This window comes from Azospirillum sp. SYSU D00513 (assembly GCF_017356015.1).
Taxonomy (GTDB): domain Bacteria; phylum Pseudomonadota; class Alphaproteobacteria; order Azospirillales; family Azospirillaceae; genus Azospirillum.
On record NZ_JAFIQV010000002.1, the window covers coordinates 250085 to 267150 of the forward strand.

Consider the following 17066-nt stretch of genomic DNA (forward strand, 5'->3'; position numbering starts at 1 on the left):
TGCATGTGGGCGTGCGCTCGCGGCTACCGGCGCAGGTGCATCTTCCCGATGCCGTTCAGCGCGGTGAAGAGCTGGAGGAACTGGGCGTGGAAGGTCTCCCAGGGCAGGGGGCCGGCGACGGCGGCCACCGCCTCGTGGATGGCGCCGAGCGTCCTCTTGCCGTCCACCCGCGTCAGGATGGGCGCGGTCAGGCGGGGCAGGGCCAGCTTGACCGCCTGGCCCATCAGCTCCGCCTCCAGCACGCCGCCCGGCGGGATGGCGCGGGCCAGCTCCGCCGCGTCGAGATCGCGCAGCACCGGCACGGCGTCCGGCCCGTCGGGGCGGGCGACGGCGTCATTCAGCCGGTCCGGCCGCACGAGATAGGCGATGTGCTTGGTCATGCTGCCGCAGGCCTGCTCGGTCCAGGCGGCGCGCTCCAGCGGGGACAGCCCTTCCAGCCGCTTCAGCAGGCGCGGGTCCTTGACCCAGACCGCCGGGTCGTAGCGCGCCGGCTCCACCAGGGCGGAGATCGCCATGCCGGCCCCGGCGGCGAGGTCGGCCAGCTCCGGCACGGTGAAGGGCCGGTCGCGGGAATGCAGCAGCAGGTCGTAGAGGTTGGCGTCGGCCTGCCGGTGGTCGCCGACGAAGGGGTTGTTCAGCAGCCAGTTGCCGCGCGGCAGATGGGCGATCAGCCGCCGGGCGGTCGCCACCTTCTCCTCCGGGCTCATGCCCCGGGTCATCGTCCGCAGGGCGGCCTGCATGGGGTAGACGCCGGTGCGGCCCAGCGGCGCGTAGACCATCATGCCGATGCCGCCGCCAGGATCCAGCGCCCCGGCCAGCGAGCGCAGCCCGGCGAGCGGTTCGTCCAGATGGTGCAGCACGCCGCAGCAGTCGATGTAGTCGAAGGGACCCAGCCCCTCCAGCTCCAGGAGCGAGCCGCGCCGGAACGTGATGTTGGTCAGGCCGCGCGCCTTGGCCCGCGCCTCGGCGATGGCGCGCGAGGCGTCGGACAGGTCCAGGTAGGTGACGGTGCCGGGGTTGCCGGCATCGGCCATCTGCTGGGCGATCATGATCGTCCCGTCGCCCGTGCCGCCGCCCGCCACCAGCACCCGCAGGGGCCGCCCATGGTCGAGCCGCCCGCCGAAGACGTAATGCGCCACCTCGTCCAGGTGGCTGGGCGAGCCGGTGATCAGCCGCTTCCGTTCGTCGGCGGGGTCGCGCGCCGGGTAGGGGTAGGCCTCGTACTGGGCGCGCAGGTCGTCGATGCTCATGAAACGGGCACTCGGGCAGAGAGGATGGGGAAAAAGAGGAAGGGCGGGCGCGGGGATGGCTCCGCGCCCGCCCGCCGTTGCGGCGCCGGGTTACAGCCCCGGCCAGCCGGCCGCCGTGCGGATCTCGCCGACCTCGGCCCCCCGGCGGCTGGCGATCGGCGTGCGCAGCAGGGCGGCGGCGCGCGACCAGTGCACGTCGGACAGCGTGCGGGTGGCGCGGATCAGCGCCGCCATGGCGACCTCGCGGGCGCGGGAGGTGCCGTCCTCGATCTTCAGGGCGATGCCGATGCCCTGGCCGGGCAGCAGGGCGCAGCCCACCCCCTCCGCCCCGACCTTGGTGAGGACCAGCCCGTCGGCCGCCTCCATCATGGCGGTGTCGAAGGTGTCGCGCCCGCCGATCAGGTAGGGGTGGGCGGCCCAGGCCTTCGCGATTCGGGTCACCGCCTCGGCCCGCGCGTCGGGCAGGTCGGACGGGTCGGCGATGCGCGCCATGGCGAGCGCGATGTTGCCGAGCGGGATGCCGAAGGTGGGGATCGAGCAGCCGTCGATGCCCCAGGGGGCGTTCGACAGGTCGGTGCCGGTCATCTGCTCCATCACGCCGAGGATGCGCTGCTGCACCGGATGGTCGCGGCGGACATAGCCCTTCGTCGGCTCGCCCTTGTGGCGCGCGGTGGTGAGGAAGCCCGCGTGCTTGCCCGAGCAGTTGTTGTGGAAGGCGGTCGGCGCCTCGCCCGCGCGGACCATGTCCTCCGCCGTGCCGGGATCGTAGGGGACCTGTTCCCCGCATTCGTAATCCGCGACGCTCAGGCCGACGCGGGCGAGCCAGCTCTCGGCGAGGCTGGTGTGGGCGGTTTCCCCGTTGTGGGAGGAGCAGGCGAGCGCCAGCTCCGCGTCGCCCAGCCCGAAGGCGTCCAGCGCGCCGGTCTCCACCAGCGGGATCGCCTGGAGCGACTTGATGGCCGAGCGCGGGTAGACCGGGCTTTCGATGTCGCCCCAGCGGGCGAGCACGCGCCCGCCCGCATCGACGATGCAGGCGCGGCCGCGGTGGACGGATTCCACCATGCCGCCGCGCGTCACCTCGACGAGGATCGGCGCCTCGGGCGCGCCGGACAGGTCGGCGTGGGCCTCGGCCGGGCCGGCATGGGGGGCGTGGTTGTGGTCGTGGTGGTGCGCGTGGCCGTGGGAATGCCCGTGGCCGCCGCAGCAGGAGGAGTGGTCGTGCGTCATGCGAGGAAACTTGCCCTCGCGGCCCGCCCAAGGCAAGGTGCCGCCGGCCTCACAGCCGCCGCGTCCCGCCGATTCCCCCGGCGGGCGGGCGGCGCAGCAACGATGTTGGACCATGCGTGGATATTTCGCCATGGGTGTCGAGCGCATCAGCAAGCCCGGCAATGTCGGCAACCTGGTCCGCTCCGCCCACGCCTTCGGGGCGTCCTTCTTCTTCGCCATCGACCCGGAGCCCGACCTGCGCGAGATGCGCTTCGTGGACACGTCGGGTGCGGCGGTGCATCTGCCCTTCTACGTCCACGACCGGGTGGCCGACCTGACCCTGCCCAAGGACTGCGCGCTGGTCGGGGTGGAGCTGACCGAGGACGCGGTGGAACTGCCGAGCTTCCGCCACCCCCTGCGCGCCGCCTATGTGCTGGGGCCCGAGCGCGGCAGCCTGTCGCCCGCCCTGCTGGAGCGCTGCGACCATGTCGTGAAGATCCCGATGAAGTTCTGCATCAACGTGGGCGTCGCCGGCGCCCTGGTGATGTACGACCGCATGATCAGCCTCGGCCGCTTCGCCGAACGTCCGGTGCGCGCCGGCGGCCCGGTGGAAACCCTGGCCGACCACAAGCACGGCAAGCAGCGCATGCGCAACCCGGACCGCCGCCGGCGCCTGGCCGGGATCCAGAAGCCGGTGGTCATCGACCTGGACGCGGACGAGTAGGGGGCGGGGGGCTTTTGGCGGAGTGGCTTTTCCCCGTGTGGAAGGGGGAGAGCCATTGCGGCTTGGGCGGTGAGGGAGCATCCACGTTCCTAGGGAGGAGCACTCCTCAGCCTGGAACGGCAAGGGGATGGAGATCCAGTTCCAATCCACGCTCCCGTGAAGGAGCGACCAGCCCTGCCCAGCCTCCAGCTGCTCGACGACTGGTTTCAATCCACGCTCCCGTGAAGGAGCGACAAGGTGGACGTCACGATTTCCGGCCGCACGATCAAGTTTCAATCCACGCTCCCGTGAAGGAGCGACACCGAGGCTGAGGAACTGACCCGCTTCGCCGCCATGTTTCAATCCACGCTCCCGTGAAGGAGCGACGCGACCGGACCTATCTTGCCGTCCCGTTCGTGGAGTTTCAATCCACGCTCCCGTGAAGGAGCGACAACCACGAACGCAAGATCGCCCGCTGGGCCGAGCAGTTTCAATCCACGCTCCCGTGAAGGAGCGACTGAGGATCAGGCGGCGGACCTGGGTGTCGGTGTCGTTTCAATCCACGCTCCCGTGAAGGAGCGACAATGAACACCGATGCGGTCAGCCAACTCACGCTGAGTTTCAATCCACGCTCCCGTGAAGGAGCGACCGGCCGTTGTAGGCCGTTTTCAGCTCATCCCAATCGTTTCAATCCACGCTCCCGTGAAGGAGCGACGCTGACCGAGACGTATCTCGGCACCGGCGGGCTGGTTTCAATCCACGCTCCCGTGAAGGAGCGACCTTCGGCACCGACGATTTCCGGGCCGGCTGGAAGTTTCAATCCACGCTCCCGTGAAGGAGCGACGCTGGTCTTGTCGGAGTCGCCGATCATCTGCGGGTTTCAATCCACGCTCCCGTGAAGGAGCGACCCGACTTCGTGATGGTGTTCAACGGAACCAGCGAGGTTTCAATCCACGCTCCCGTGAAGGAGCGACCGGCGGTCGAATACGGCTACCGCTTCGCCAAGCTGTTTCAATCCACGCTCCCGTGAAGGAGCGACGCACAAAGCATTTCAAACCTCATCCAATCGAGGGGTTTCAATCCACGCTCCCGTGAAGGAGCGACCCGTCTACCTGAATTACGCTGGGCTATTCGCGACGTTTCAATCCACGCTCCCGTGAAGGAGCGACGTGGGCAGGAACCTCCCTACGCCACCCGAAAAGCGTTTCAATCCACGCTCCCGTGAAGGAGCGACCCGTTGGACACGATGGTGCCCGGCCGGTCCGGGATGTTTCAATCCACGCTCCCGTGAAGGAGCGACCTCCCGTCTGCGCCCGCTGGGGCGTGATGCTCAAGGTTTCAATCCACGCTCCCGTGAAGGAGCGACCCTGCTCGCCTGAGTGCCGCCAAGCCAAGGCGAGGTTTCAATCCACGCTCCCGTGAAGGAGCGACCCGTATGGCTGCGCGGCCTGGGTAGCAACCAGAACGTTTCAATCCACGCTCCCGTGAAAGAGCGACGGTTTCCCCTCTTCAGGGCGGTGCCGGTATCGCGTTTCAATCCACGCTCCCGTGAAGGAGCGACCGCCGACCGGTGCGAGTTCTGCCGGCTCGCGGTGTTTCAATCCACGCTCCCGTGAAGGAGCGACAGGGCCACACCCACCGTCGAAATGGTCGCACAGACGTTTCAATCCACGCTCCCGTGAAGGAGCGACCTGCGAGGTGATCGTCACCGACGCGCAAGGCGAGGGTTTCAATCCACGCTCCCGTGAAGGAGCGACCATCAGAAGGCTATGGTTGTGTGGATTGATGAAGGGTTTCAATCCACGCTCCCGTGAAGGAGCGACGACATGCCCGCTGGCCTGGGAGAACGAGGCTTACGATGTTTCAATCCACGCTCCCGTGAAGGAGCGACGGTCGACAGGGCCGAAAAGGTCGTCTCGACGCTCGTTTCAATCCACGCTCCCGTGAAGGAGCGACACACGAGCGGCAGTCTTGAGCTAGAGGAGTGGAAGGTTTCAATCCACGCTCCCGTGAAGGAGCGACGGTGATGGCCGTTCAGCCGGTACTGGGTGCCGTTGTTTCAATCCACGCTCCCGTGAAGGAGCGACCTTGAGCAGGACCTTGCGGGCAGCGCTTGAGCCTCCGTTTCAATCCACGCTCCCGTGAAGGAGCGACTCTATGCCCCGTTCATCGAGCGGCTGGCGATGGTGGTTTCAATCCACGCTCCCGTGAAGGAGCGACAAGCCGAGCCAAGGAGCCAGCTGCCGCCGCTCGTGTTTCAATCCACGCTCCCGTGAAGGAGCGACGCACCGGCCCTGCGCCGAGGGAGGCTGTATGACCGTTTCAATCCACGCTCCCGTGAAGGAGCGACCATAATAGCGAGGGCACACCCGAGGCTCGGGCATGTTTCAATCCACGCTCCCGTGAAGGAGCGACTGCGGCATCATGGCGTGTCCCCCGCGCCCGGCACGTTTCAATCCACGCTCCCGTGAAGGAGCGACCTGATCGCGTGGTACATCATGGTTTCGCGCCAGGTGTTTCAATCCACGCTCCCGTGAAGGAGCGACCGATCTCCGAACACGCCGCCTGGAAGTCCAGCATGTTTCAATCCACGCTCCCGTGAAGGAGCGACTGGCCTTGTCGATCCCCCCCAACATCGACGTGGTGTTTCAATCCACGCTCCCGTGAAGGAGCGACATCGGCTATTACGTCCGCGAGGACTCCTGGGACGAGTTTCAATCCACGCTCCCGTGAAGGAGCGACTCGTCGGCGTCCTCGTCGGCGCCGATGTTGAACACGTTTCAATCCACGCTCCCGTGAAGGAGCGACAGTTCGGCATCCAGGCTGGGGCCGGCATGGCCGGCGTTTCAATCCACGCTCCCGTGAAGGAGCGACCGTGAAAGCGCGGATCGCGCTCGCGGACAAGCTGGTTTCAATCCACGCTCCCGTGAAGGAGCGACCAGTGCTTGCAGCGCCTTGGCGCGTTCGGTCAGCGTTTCAATCCACGCTCCCGTGAAGGAGCGACTTACCCCGATACCGAGACGGCGAAAGCGCACCTTGTTTCAATCCACGCTCCCGTGAAGGAGCGACGCGCTGCAATACAGTGTCGCCATTGTCCGCGAAGTAGTTTCAATCCACGCTCCCGTGAAGGAGCGACCGCCTCTTTCTATGCACTTGTCCAAGAAGGAGCAATTCCCGCTGTTGCGCGAACCTGCCGCGCGCAGCCTACCAGACGGCCGAGTGGTTCGCCTCCACCATCCATCAACCTGTTGAAGAAGCATGGGAAACCGCCCCGCGCGAACCTCCCGGCATTTCCGTGTCCACTTGGGGTTCGCGCGGATTCGCCGGTCCTGTCCCGTGGCGGGGGTTCAGAAGATCAGCGGGGCGTCGAAATCCTGGGCGGGCTTGGCGCCGACATGCTCGATGCGGCGGGCGGGGTTGGAGCCAAGGTGGTAGAAGCGCAGGCTGTCGGTCGCCGGGTCGATCTCGCCGATCAGGCGGGCGCGCAGGGCCACCCACTGCGCCGGATCCACTTCGCATTCGAAGACGGAGAACTGCACACGCTGGCCGAAATCCTGGCATGCCTTCGCCACGCGGCGCAAGCGGCGGCGGCCGGCCCTGTCCTCCGTGCGCACGTCGTAGGTGATGAGCATCAGCATGGGCGCGTTCCCCTCACTTCCACAGGAAGGGCGGGTAGCCGTCGAGGTCGCCGCGCAGATGGCGGGCCAGCAGCCGGGCCTGGAGATGCGGGATGAGGCCGACGGTCACCTTTTCCTCCAGGAAGGGGTGGGTGATCTCGTCGCGCTTGCGTTCCTGATAGGCGGTCAGCACGGCCTTGCGCGCCTCGTCGCGCAGCAGGACGGCCCCGCCCTCGCGCCGCTCGAAATCCTCCGCCGTCACCTGGCCCCGGTTCAGCAGGCTGAGCGCCACGCGGTCGGCCAGCAGGGGGCGAAGCTCCTCCATCAGGTCGAGCGCGAGGCCGGAGCGGCCGGGCCGGTCGCGGTGCAGGAACCCCACCTGCGGGTCCAGCCCCACCACCTCCAACGCCGAGCGGCAATCGTGCCCCAGCAGCGCGTAGAGGAAGGAGAGCAGGGCGTTGGGCGCGTCCAGCGGCGGCCGGCGCGACCGGCCCTTGAAGCGCAGTCCGGGGTCCTCGGCGCGGATCAGCCGGTCGAACACGCCGAAATAGGCGCTGGCACCGTCGCCCTCGTGGCCGCGCACCGTGTCCACGTCCGACGCGGCGGCGGCGAGCCGCGCGGCGTCGCCCAGGCGGCGCTGGGCGTCGTCGATCCCTGCCTGGGCGTCCGGCTCCATCGACGGTCCATGGTCGCGCAAGGCCCGGCGCAGCACCGTGCGTTGGTTGGCGAGCTTCGCCGCCGCCATGGAGGCCGCGACGGCGGCGGTGCCGGCGGGGTCGTCGGCGAGCCGGTACTGGTTGCGGCGCAGCAGCACGTTGCCGCTCTGCGCCCCCTCCACCCTGGCGATGAAACGCCCGTGTTCCGTCAGGAAGCTGACGCCGATGCCCTGTTCGGCGCAGAAGCCCATCAGCGGCGGCGACATGGCGACATGGCCGAAACAGACCACCCCGCCCATGAGGTGGGCCGGCACGCGGCCACGCTCGGCCCCGTCCAGCTCGACCACGATGTTGGCGCCGTCCTTGCGCAGCCAGGCGCCGTCGGTGGTGACGAAGAGGGTGTTGAGGTGCTGGCGCACGGAATCATTCCCGCAGATGCCGGCGCAGCCATTCGGCCACCGCCGGGGGTTGGGACAGGCGGCGCGGCTGGCACAGCTCGGCCAGGGAGCATTGGCCGCACTTGCGCGGCTCGTGCACGGGCGGGGGCGTGGTCCCGGCGCGGATCATCACCGCGACCTCCGACGCCACTCGTTCGGTCAGGGCGCGCAGCTCCGCGTCGAAGGCCACGTCGGTGCGGCGCCGCGCCTCGCCGTAATAGAGGGCACCCGCCGGCACCGGCCGGCCGAACATCTCCTCCAGGCACAGGGCCTGGGCGCAGAGCTGCACCTCGTCGGCCCGGTGCGCCTTCGGCCGGCCGCGCTTGTATTCCACCGGGAAGGGCTGGCCGTCCTTCCCGTGCAGCTCCACCACGTCCGCCACCCCGGCGAGGTTGAGGCGGCGGCAATGGAGCGGCAGGGCGCGCAGGGTCCGCACATCGGCCCGGCGCGACCGGCCGGGCTGGTCCACCCGCTCGTGCAGGACACGGCCCTCGGCGGTGGCGGCGTTCTCCGCCCACTGCCGCTCCACGTGGATCAGCGCGCATTGGCGCGGGCAGAACAGGTGATGCTGAAGGGCCGACAGGGGTGTCGGTTCGTCCTCGCCCATGCGCCGGCCCTCCCTTTCTGACACCGTCCGGAAGCGCGCTCAGAGCCTTTCCAGGATCTCCACACCGCTCTCCAGCCCGTCGCGCCGGACATGGACGGCGTAGTCGGAGAAGCGGCGCGCCGGGGGCAGGTTGCCGCGGTAGGAGCCGTCCAGCGGATACTCCTCGCCCTCGAAGCGGCGGGACACGGTGACGCGGTCGAACAGTTTCGGCGCCGGCGCGTTGCCGAGCGCGCAGGCGTGCTTGAACAGGATCAGCCGGCGGCTGCCCATCTCGCCGCGGGCGGCGGAGCGGTCATGGTCGAACATCTGCTCCAGCGCCGTCCACAGCCGCTCCAGATCGTCCTCGGTGAAGCCGGTCTTCTCCGCCAGCTTGGCCGAGACGTAGCCGTGGGCGCGGTAGAGGCCGTAGGGGATGATGTGCTTGCGGCCCATGGTGCGGTTCTCGCGCCGCTCGTCCTCCCCCTCCTTCTTTTCCTTGGCCTCGCCCTCCGTCGTGGCGGCCATGCGGGTGATGGAGATTTCCAGCGGCAGCACCGGCTCGACCGACTGGGCGAAGTTGAGCTGCACCGGCCCGCGCACCTGTCCGCAATTGATGCCGGTGCCCATCACGGCGCCGAAGGTGCGGACGTCGAAGAAGTTGTCGCACATGAACTGGCGGACGGCCTTTTCCTCGGCGTCGGTCTTGGGCGACAGCTTCTTGGCGCTTTCCACGGTCTTGTCGTCCGGGCGGACCGCCTTGTAGGCCTGCCGGTGCTTCTCGTTCAGGATGGCGCCTTCCTGGACGTAGATGTTCATGCCGGGATCACCGTCATGGAACATCCCGACGAAGTTGCGGATCTTGCGCTTCAGGCAGACATCGGTGACCAGCCCATGATTGGTCTCCGGATCCAGACGGGGCAGGTTGCCGGCGTCCGGGTCGCCGTTGGGGTTGCCGTTGGTGACGTCGAACAGGAAGACGAACTCGTAGCGGTTGGCAAGAACGGTCATGGGTCAGTCCTCCTGGCCGGTGGCGCCGGTGTCAGTATTGGTATCAGTGGCGGTGTCCGGCTCGGCGATGCCGGCCTCGGCCTTCGTCTTGGAGCGGTCGCTGCGCTGGTGGTAGTAGCCGACGACGAAGCGGCCTTGGTCCTCCAGCCCGAAATGGCGGGGCAGGGCGGGGGGCAGGGCATCCACGATCTCGCCGATCTGCCCCTCGAACCAGCCCGCGAGGTCGCGGGTTTCCGTCCGCTTGCGCAGCACCGACAGGTGGTGGTTCGACCCGCGCAGCAGCAGCGGGAAGACGCTGGCCGGCGTCGCCGAGGCCGCGCCGAAATAGCGGTCGCGGATACTCGCGTTGACACTTTTCAAGGCGCGGTACTGGATGGATTCCAGCATCGCGAACAGTCGGCCCAGCCGATAGGCGGGGTTCGTTTCCTCTCGGTCCAGGCTCACGTACAGGGTCTCCTTTTTCTCTTGCGCGGCAGGCGTCTTTTTGAGGCGGGCGTCGCGGACCAGCCAAGCCTTGCAGACGGCGGCGCGGGCGGCCATTACGTACGGCTTGTCGTTCTCGTCGCCGGCCCGGATGCGGCCGATCACCGCCGCCATCAGCGCCCGCGGGTAGGGGCGGTTCGGCTCCAGGACGGCACGCATCAGTTCGCCGCCCAGCAGGGGCGGGATGTTCTCCGCCTTGCCCCTCAGGGCGGCGGGGTAGAGCAGGGCCTGCATCTTCGGCTCGCCCTTCCAGGCGGGCGGCTCCAGGTGCAGGTCGTGCCAGTGCTGCCGCAGTGCCTCGGCGAAGCGGCCCATGGTGGTCTCGTGCCAGAATCGCACGGACAGCCGCGCGGCGTTGGGCGCGAGGCCCAGAAGGTAGAAACGCGTGTGCCGGTCCACGGCCGGGACGGGACTCTCGACTGGCCGACCGGCCCCCAAATCTTCCACCCGGTCGCGCAGCTTGCGCGTCTCCTGCGCGTCGGTCGGCGCCTCGTCGTCTTCCTCTTCGTCTTCCTCCGCCTCCTCGCCGCTGCGCGGGTTCAGCATCGCCGCAGCCTGCCGCTCCGCTTCGCGGGCGGCTTCGATCTGCGAGGCGTCGGCCCAAAAGACGACGGAGGCGTCGCCGACCTGAACCCGGTTAGCGCTTCCCTTCGCCAGCAGGATGTTCAGCGCCGTGCCATAGCCGAAACTCGCCGCCTCTGACACCGGGGCGTTGGCACCCTGCTCCTTCCCGTAGGAGGTGAAGGCGTCGAGGTTGAAGGACACCAGCGAGGCGCCGGAGGTCTGCGCGCCCCAGACGCCCTTGATGGCGGGGTGCAGCCGGACGGCCGGAGCGGACTCGCCCGTCACCAGGCACATCTGCCGCTCGCCGCTCGCCGCCGCCAGCTCCCGCCGCCACAGCGCCTGGGCCGCCGGACGGTCGTGCAGGAAACGGCGTTTGGCGAAGTCCTCCTCCAGCGCGAAGACGATGTTCTGGTCGAGCATGTCCTCGCTCCAGCCCGTCTCGGGGAAGCGCTCCGGGTTCCAGCCGCTAAGGAAGCCCAGCAGAGCGCCCAGCCCCGAGTCCTCGGTGTCGGCCAGAGCCACCTCGTGCTTCTCGCGGAAGGCCGCGAGGTGGGCAGGAAAGGGCTGGATGCCGCCGCTTTCCTTGTCGCGCCCCAGCCCCAGCACAAACTTGCTGTTGTCCCACAGGAAGAAGGCGCGCGGCGTCACTCCCGGCCGCTTGAAGCTGGCCGGCACCGGCAGCGAGGCCGGCGGACGCTTCTTGTTGTCGGGGTCACGCAAATCCACCGGCGGGCGGGACGGCGTTCCGTCGGGATGCAGCACGATACAGAAGCCGATGCCTTCGGTGGAAAAGCCGAATGGCGGTGCCTTTTTTTCAGCCAGGAGCCGGTCGTAATGGCGGTTCAGCGCCGCCAGAACCGTCATGACCGCACCTCCTGTCCGTCGCGGGGCGGGACCGTCAGCACGCCCTTCGCGAGCCGGGCCGGGAAGAACAGGGGCACGCAGCGCGCGTCGCAGCGGTGGCCCTGGCCCGGCGCGTCCCGGTGATGGTCGATGTCCAGCAGCATCCAGCCCAGGTCCTTGTCGGCCTGGTCGTCCGGCAGGGCGTGCGGCGGCACCGGCTCCGTCCACAGCGTGAAGTCCGCCGGGAACTCGCGGGCGCCGAAGCAGGGCTGCTGAAAGCATTGGCCGGCGGCGGCGCGGCGATTGAAGGTGTCCAGGTGCTTGCCGGGGTTGTCGTCCGGACCGGCGCGGTCTGTCATGTCGAAATGCGCCTCGATGATGTAATCGACGTCGCGCAGCAGGGTGGAGGCGCGCTGCTGCCGGTCCTGGTCGGCGCGCAGGTAAAGGTCGGTGACGTCACCGGACTTCATCGCGCTTTTGACCTTGGACACGGGGATCTTGGACGCTACCTCGTTGCGGCGGATCGACTGGAAGCAGATTGGCTTTAGCACATGGATGCGGTCGATCACCCAGGTGATGGCCGGTTTCCAGTGGATTGCGCTGAGTATGCCGCGTGCTGCCGAGGGGGTGATCACATCATAGGACACCCTTTCGACCTTCATCTCCGGCCGGGAGAAGCAGGCGAAGGATCCCTGCACGCGCAATTTCACACCGTATGTCATGTAAAACTCCCAGTGCAACGGGTCGCAAATCGTTTGGTCGCGTGGGAGTCACATTCTACCCTGAGCCACCTCCCTAGGCCAGCCTTCTTGGCACTGAAAGGGAAAAGCGCTTGACCGAAGCGCGAGCGAGGGTTAGGGATAGTAGGCCTTAAATGAAAAACGCTCCGGTCGGGCATGACCGGAGCGTTCTTAAGGCGCCAACGCGTCAACCGCCCAGCTGCACGAAGGGAGGTGAGATTCACGGTGTGGCAGACCCGACTCTTATTATCAGTGCTTTGAGTCTCGAAATCTAGACTCATTGAGTGGCGGCAGCGCCCTGCTATCGCAAGGCGCTGCCGTTGAAGAGCTTTCAAAGTGACTGTCGGCAGAAAAAGCCGTGAATTGAAACTTGGCTCTGAAGGGGCTTCCAAAAATCGTTGAAGGGCAGGGGTTTCTCTGCCCTTCACACTCCCATAATGCCTGATAATATTTTCTTGTTTCATAATATATCACGCTCGATGCTTCTATAGGTCGGATCATCCCAGCGCAGCCCGGCTTGCCGGTCGTACAGGTCCTCGTTCACCAGCTTCACGAACTGATCCCCGAACTTCTTCGGTTGAACCAGTTCCGCAGCTTGAGCTTCAACCAGTGCGGCGCGGGCGCTGCGAGGGATCTGGACGATGAAGGGCTGTAGCTTGCGCGCGACGGCGCCCGGCGACGGCACGAACTCCAGGTCGCGCAGCAACCCTTCAATCTTCGCCTTGGCCGGCTCGTAGGGGATGATCACCGGCGCCTGCCGGTCCTCAATCAGGCGGAACTGCTCGGCGATGGTGGCGAAGGGGAACAAAAGCGTGTCGGCGCGAGCGTCCAACTCGGCCAGGATGCCCTTGGCATCCAGCTTTCCGTGCAGTTCCTGCGCCCAGTAGACCTCCTGGAAGGAGGCGCGGATGGCCTCCAGCCCCAGCGGGTCGTTGGCGCGTTCCACCAGCGTCTTGGCCGTGGCGGCGAGCTGTTCCAGTTCGGGCGGCGGCTTGTGGTCCGGGTTTTCCGCCGGATCGAACAGCAGCAGCGTTCCGCCCTCCGGCCCCAGCGCGCCGTCGCGGTTGCAGCGCCCGGCCGCCTGGGCCACGCTGTCCAGCCCGGCCATGGCCCGCAGCACCAGCGGGAAGCTGATGTCCACGCCGGCCTCGACCAGGGACGTCGCGACCAGCCGCACCGGTAGCCCATTTCTCAGGTCTTCCCGCACGGCGGCGAGGACGGTCCGGCGGTGCGCGGCGCATAGGCCGGTGGTCAGCAGCCGCGCGCCCTCGACCTCTTCCTTCCTCAAGGCGGCGAACAGGTCCAGCGCGTGGCGCCGGCTGTTGACGATGGTCATGGATTGCGTAACGTCGGTCATCGCCTCGGCCAGCATTTCCACCTTCGGCTGACCGGGCATCATCTCCACCCGGACCCGCTTCAATTGCTGCTGAAGGCACTCTGGGTCGGGCGCCAGTTCACGGACGTCCTCCAGGCCATCCTCGAACCCGTCCTCCTTCCGCAAGGCTGGCTGGGTCGCGGTGCAGAGGACGAGGGTGCAGCCGTAATCGCGCTTCAGCGCCTCGATGGCCTTCAGGCAGGGGCGCAGGAAGGGGCGGGGCAGGGTCTGGGCCTCGTCCAGCACGATGACCGAGCCGGCGATGTTGTGCAGCTTGCGGCAGCGGCCGGGGCGGTTGGAGAAGAGGCTTTCGAAGAACTGCACGGCGGTGGTCACCACCACCGGCCGGTCCCAGTTCTCCGCCGCCAGCCGCGCCTTGCGGCCGCCGTCCCGGTCCTCGTCGTCGGTGCCCTTGTCCTTGCCGTCCGTGTCCCGTTCGGGATCGAAGCCGCTGTGATGCTCCAGCACCGCGTCCTCGTCACCCAGCGCCTTGCGGAACACGTCGGCGGTCTGCTCGATGATCGAGGTGAAGGGGATGACGTAGATGACCCGCCGCTTTTCGTGCCTGACGGCATGGTTCAGCGCGAAGGCGAGTGAGGCCAGCGTCTTGCCGCCGCCGGTCGGCACGGTCAGGGAGAACAGCCCCGGTTCCTCGCCGGCCTGCTTCAGCAGATGGTCCAGGACCTCCTTCCGAACCTTGGTGACGGGACCGAGCGCCGGATCGCGCTTCACATCCTCCGCGGCCTTGGCGGCGACTCCGTCGAGATGCGCCATGAGCCGGTCGCGCAATTGCTCAAGCGAGAGTTTGTCGTAGCCGCGCTCGACGGGTTTGCCGTTCAGGCCGGCATAGAACTCCTCAGTCGCCAGCCGGTCGGCGTCGATCAGGGTGGAAAACAGCATGCGGATCAGCAGGGCGCTCTTGAAGCCGTCCCGCGCGCTGAGCTTGATCGGCGGCTTCATCCCCTTGAGGTCGGGCAGCGTCACACCGGCGGGAGGCGTGGTGTCGCCCTTGAAGCGGCGGAGCCGTTCGACCAGCGGAGTCAGCGGGCCGTCGCCCTCGCCGTTGGTCAGGCCGGCGTGGTGTCCGGCGATGGCGAAAGCGAGGATCCGGCCCCACTTGTCGCCGTAGAGGTTGGCGGCGATGCAGGCGCCGGCCGTGGAATGGTCGGGGCTCGGCCCATCGCCCTTGATGTAGCGCTGATAGGCCGGGTTGGTCTTTCCGGCATCATGGAGCGCACCCATCACCCAGGCCGCGCTTTCCATCTTGAGGATCGCGGCGAATCCGGCTGCCCGCTCGGCCACGCCGAGCAAATGGCGGATCAGGGGTTCCCAGTCGGACCCGTCGCCGGAGTTGCCGGAATGAGCGTAGAGTGGCGGCATCCTGATCTCCAGGGGAGAGAAGTGCGTCCTTCTCTGAAGCCTATGGTGGTAATCCAGAGGTGGCAAGCGCTTTCCGCCGACGCCCGGACACAGGTCGGCACGGCGCCCGCACGGGCGCACAGGGCAGCGCATCTCTCCCTTTCCAGACGGGGCCGGCGCGGTATCATCCCGGCAAAGGTCAGGCGCATCCCTGCCCGGGCCGGAACGGCCCAGCCGCGCATCGGAGAGGATTCATGTTCAAGGTCTATGTGCTCTACACCGGGGGAACGATCGGCTCCGCCGGCACCCCGCTGGCCCCGGTGTCCGGGCCGGACTTCCAGGCGCTGGCCGGCTCCATGCCCGGCCTGGCGGACGGGCGGGTGACGGGGCAGCCGGTGTCCTACCGGATGGACTGGTTCGAGCGGACGCTCGACAGCTCCGACATGGGGCCGCCGGACTGGTTCGCCATCGCGGGCCGGCTGCTGGAGCATTACGCGGACTATGACGGCTTCGTCGTGCTGCACGGCACCGACACGATGGGCTACACGGCCTCGGCCCTGTCCTTCCTGCTGCCGGGCCTGTCCAAGCCGGTGATCGTCACCGGGTCGCAGGTGCCCCTGTCGGTGACGCCGAACGACGCGCTCGCCAACCTGACCGGGGCCATCCTGCTGGCGGGGACGCAGGCCATCCCGGAATGCTGCGTGTATTTCGACAGCCGGCTGATGCGCGGGAACCGGGCGGTGAAGGTCAGCACGAACCAGTTCGCGGCCTTCGCCTCGCCGAACCTGCCGAACCTCGCCACGGTCGGGATCGGCGTCACGGTCAACCGGGCGCTGGTGCGGCCGGCCCCCGATCCCTCGGTGTCGCTGTCGGTGCCGGCGAACCTCCAGGCCCTGCGCGCCCGGCTGGCCGAACAGGCGCGGGCGGCCGAGGGCTTCTCGGTCGTGCTGCTGACGCTCTATCCGGGCATCCGGCCCGGCACGGTGGAGGCGATGCTCGCCGGCACCCAGCCGCCGGTCGCCGGGGTGGTGATCCAGGCCTACGGCGCCGGCAACGGCCCGTCCGGCGCGGACTTCCTGGAGGTGCTGTCCCGGGCGGACGCGCGGGGCATCGTGCTGATGGACAACACGCAGGCCCTGACCGGCGCCGTGGACAGCGGCGCCTACGCCACCGGCCTCGCGCGCGCCGGCACCGTCGGCGCCCAGGACATGACGCCCGCGGCGTCCTTCGCGAAGCTCGTGGCGCTGTTCAGCCGGGGACTGGCGCCGGAGGAGGTGAAGCGGCTGATGGGGACCGATCTGGCGGGGGAGCTGACGGTGCCGGTCGATCCGTTGCTCCTGTAAAGCTCCATCGGCTGTTGGCGTGATGCACGAAACAGGCGACGATGGGCTTTGTCGGAGGATGGGCAACAGGCGGCAATCATCATGAAGGGCCAAGCTTCTGGACACATCGTGCCGGACGATCTGTTGGGTCCGGTCGTTGCCTATTATCGGCCGCGCAAGGTGATCCTCTTCGGTTCTCAGGCGCGCGAAGAGGCCGGCGGCGACAGCGACTTCGACCTTTTCGTCGTGGTGGACGACGACACGCCGCCCGAACGGCTCGATTGGCGCGGCAAGTACGAGGCGCGCAGAAGCTTTCACCGGGCGGTGGACATCGTCACCTGCCGCGAGTCGGTGTTCGAGCGCAAGCGCGGCCTTGTCGGATCGCTCTCCCATACGGCCGACCAGGAAGGCGTCGTCGTCTATGAGCGCCATTGATCGGGCGCAGAGGCTGGTCGAGGCGCGTCGGTGGTGGGCCGTCGCGGCGGACGACTTGTGGGTGGCCAGGGCTTGCCTCTCCATGGACCCGCCCTCACCGGGGATCGCGGCCTATCACTGTCAGCAGACAGCGGAAAAGACCATGGAAGGATTGCTGGTCGCCGCCGGTGTCGGCTTTCGCAAAATTCATGACCTCGATGAACTGGCGAGCATCGCTGCCCCACTGTATCCCGCGCTGGCCGCTGATCTCGACCGCTGCCGCCCGTTCACGTCCTGGGCAACGGAATACCGATATCCACCGGAAGACGAGTCACCGCCTCCGTCCAGGGAAGCGGCTGATGGGGACCGATCTTGGCGGGCGAGTTGACGCTGCCGGTGGGGTGAAAGCCTGGGGCGGAATCGCCGACGAAGACCGCTGCCGCCAGCCATGCCGCTCGACAGCCTCCTCGACGGTACCGGGCAAGCTATCTGGATGGTGAAGG

At 67.7% G+C, this 17066-nt stretch carries 13 protein-coding genes and 1 CRISPR repeat array; of the genes, 4 read left to right on the forward strand and 9 right to left on the reverse strand.

Annotated features, from left to right (window positions below):
- Nucleotides 1-23: 23 nt before the first annotated feature.
- Both JUB11_RS02635 and JUB11_RS02640 read right to left on the reverse strand, forming a co-directional pair.
- Nucleotides 24-1250 carry a class I SAM-dependent methyltransferase gene (locus JUB11_RS02635; protein ID WP_207455932.1) on the reverse strand — a complete coding sequence of 409 codons (1227 nt, stop codon included), beginning with the start codon at nucleotides 1248-1250 and terminating at the stop codon, nucleotides 24-26.
- Nucleotides 1251-1340: 90 nt separating this feature from the next.
- Complete coding sequence (locus JUB11_RS02640; RefSeq protein ID WP_207455933.1) at nucleotides 1341-2477, reverse strand: asparaginase; 1137 nt, start codon at nucleotides 2475-2477, stop codon at nucleotides 1341-1343.
- Nucleotides 2478-2589: 112 nt separating this feature from the next.
- Here JUB11_RS02640 and JUB11_RS02645 point away from each other — a divergent pair, with 112 nt between their 5' ends.
- Nucleotides 2590-3180, forward strand: coding sequence for an RNA methyltransferase (locus JUB11_RS02645; RefSeq protein WP_207455934.1), 591 nt, complete (start codon nucleotides 2590-2592; stop codon nucleotides 3178-3180).
- Nucleotides 3181-3318: 138 nt separating this feature from the next.
- Nucleotides 3319-6295: direct repeats of the CRISPR family, unit length 31 nt; unit sequence GTTTCAATCCACGCTCCCGTGAAGGAGCGAC.
- Between the two features lie 211 nt (nucleotides 6296-6506).
- Here JUB11_RS02645 and cas2 read toward each other — a convergent pair.
- The 7 genes from cas2 to cas3 form a co-directional block, all read right to left on the reverse strand.
- Nucleotides 6507-6797 carry a CRISPR-associated endonuclease Cas2 gene (gene cas2 / locus JUB11_RS02650; protein ID WP_207455936.1) on the reverse strand — a complete coding sequence of 97 codons (291 nt, stop codon included), beginning with the start codon at nucleotides 6795-6797 and terminating at the stop codon, nucleotides 6507-6509.
- Nucleotides 6798-6810: 13 nt separating this feature from the next.
- Nucleotides 6811-7851: a type I-C CRISPR-associated endonuclease Cas1c gene (cas1c, locus tag JUB11_RS02655; RefSeq protein WP_207455937.1), complete on the reverse strand. Its 1041-nt coding sequence runs from the start codon at nucleotides 7849-7851 to the stop codon at nucleotides 6811-6813.
- A gap of 4 nt (nucleotides 7852-7855) precedes the next feature.
- Nucleotides 7856-8476 carry a CRISPR-associated protein Cas4 gene (gene cas4 / locus JUB11_RS02660; protein WP_207455938.1) on the reverse strand — a complete coding sequence of 207 codons (621 nt, stop codon included), beginning with the start codon at nucleotides 8474-8476 and terminating at the stop codon, nucleotides 7856-7858.
- Between the two features lie 39 nt (nucleotides 8477-8515).
- Nucleotides 8516-9463: a type I-C CRISPR-associated protein Cas7/Csd2 gene (cas7c, locus tag JUB11_RS02665; protein WP_207455939.1), complete on the reverse strand. Its 948-nt coding sequence runs from the start codon at nucleotides 9461-9463 to the stop codon at nucleotides 8516-8518.
- Between the two features lie 3 nt (nucleotides 9464-9466).
- Nucleotides 9467-11374: a type I-C CRISPR-associated protein Cas8c/Csd1 gene (cas8c, locus tag JUB11_RS02670; RefSeq protein ID WP_207455940.1), complete on the reverse strand. Its 1908-nt coding sequence runs from the start codon at nucleotides 11372-11374 to the stop codon at nucleotides 9467-9469.
- Nucleotides 11371-12075: a type I-C CRISPR-associated protein Cas5c gene (cas5c, locus tag JUB11_RS02675; protein ID WP_207455941.1), complete on the reverse strand. Its 705-nt coding sequence runs from the start codon at nucleotides 12073-12075 to the stop codon at nucleotides 11371-11373. The genes cas8c and cas5c overlap by 4 nt, the downstream gene beginning before the upstream one ends.
- Before the next feature lie 478 nt (nucleotides 12076-12553).
- A complete protein-coding gene (cas3, locus tag JUB11_RS02680; RefSeq protein ID WP_207455943.1) occupies nucleotides 12554-14848 on the reverse strand; it encodes a CRISPR-associated helicase Cas3' in 2295 nt (764 codons plus the stop codon).
- A 233-nt stretch (nucleotides 14849-15081) separates the two neighbouring features.
- Between cas3 and JUB11_RS02685 the strand changes: the two genes are divergently transcribed.
- The 3 genes from JUB11_RS02685 (at nucleotide 15082) to JUB11_RS02695 (ending at nucleotide 16951) form a co-directional block, all read left to right on the forward strand.
- Nucleotides 15082-16170, forward strand: a complete 1089-nt coding sequence (locus tag JUB11_RS02685; protein WP_207455944.1) for an asparaginase domain-containing protein — start codon at nucleotides 15082-15084, stop codon at nucleotides 16168-16170.
- An 81-nt stretch (nucleotides 16171-16251) separates the two neighbouring features.
- Nucleotides 16252-16584, forward strand: a complete 333-nt coding sequence (locus tag JUB11_RS02690) for a nucleotidyltransferase domain-containing protein (protein WP_207455945.1) — start codon at nucleotides 16252-16254, stop codon at nucleotides 16582-16584.
- Complete coding sequence (locus JUB11_RS02695; RefSeq protein WP_207455946.1) at nucleotides 16571-16951, forward strand: HEPN domain-containing protein; 381 nt, start codon at nucleotides 16571-16573, stop codon at nucleotides 16949-16951. The genes JUB11_RS02690 and JUB11_RS02695 overlap by 14 nt, the downstream gene beginning before the upstream one ends.
- Nucleotides 16952-17066 lie beyond the last annotated feature (115 nt).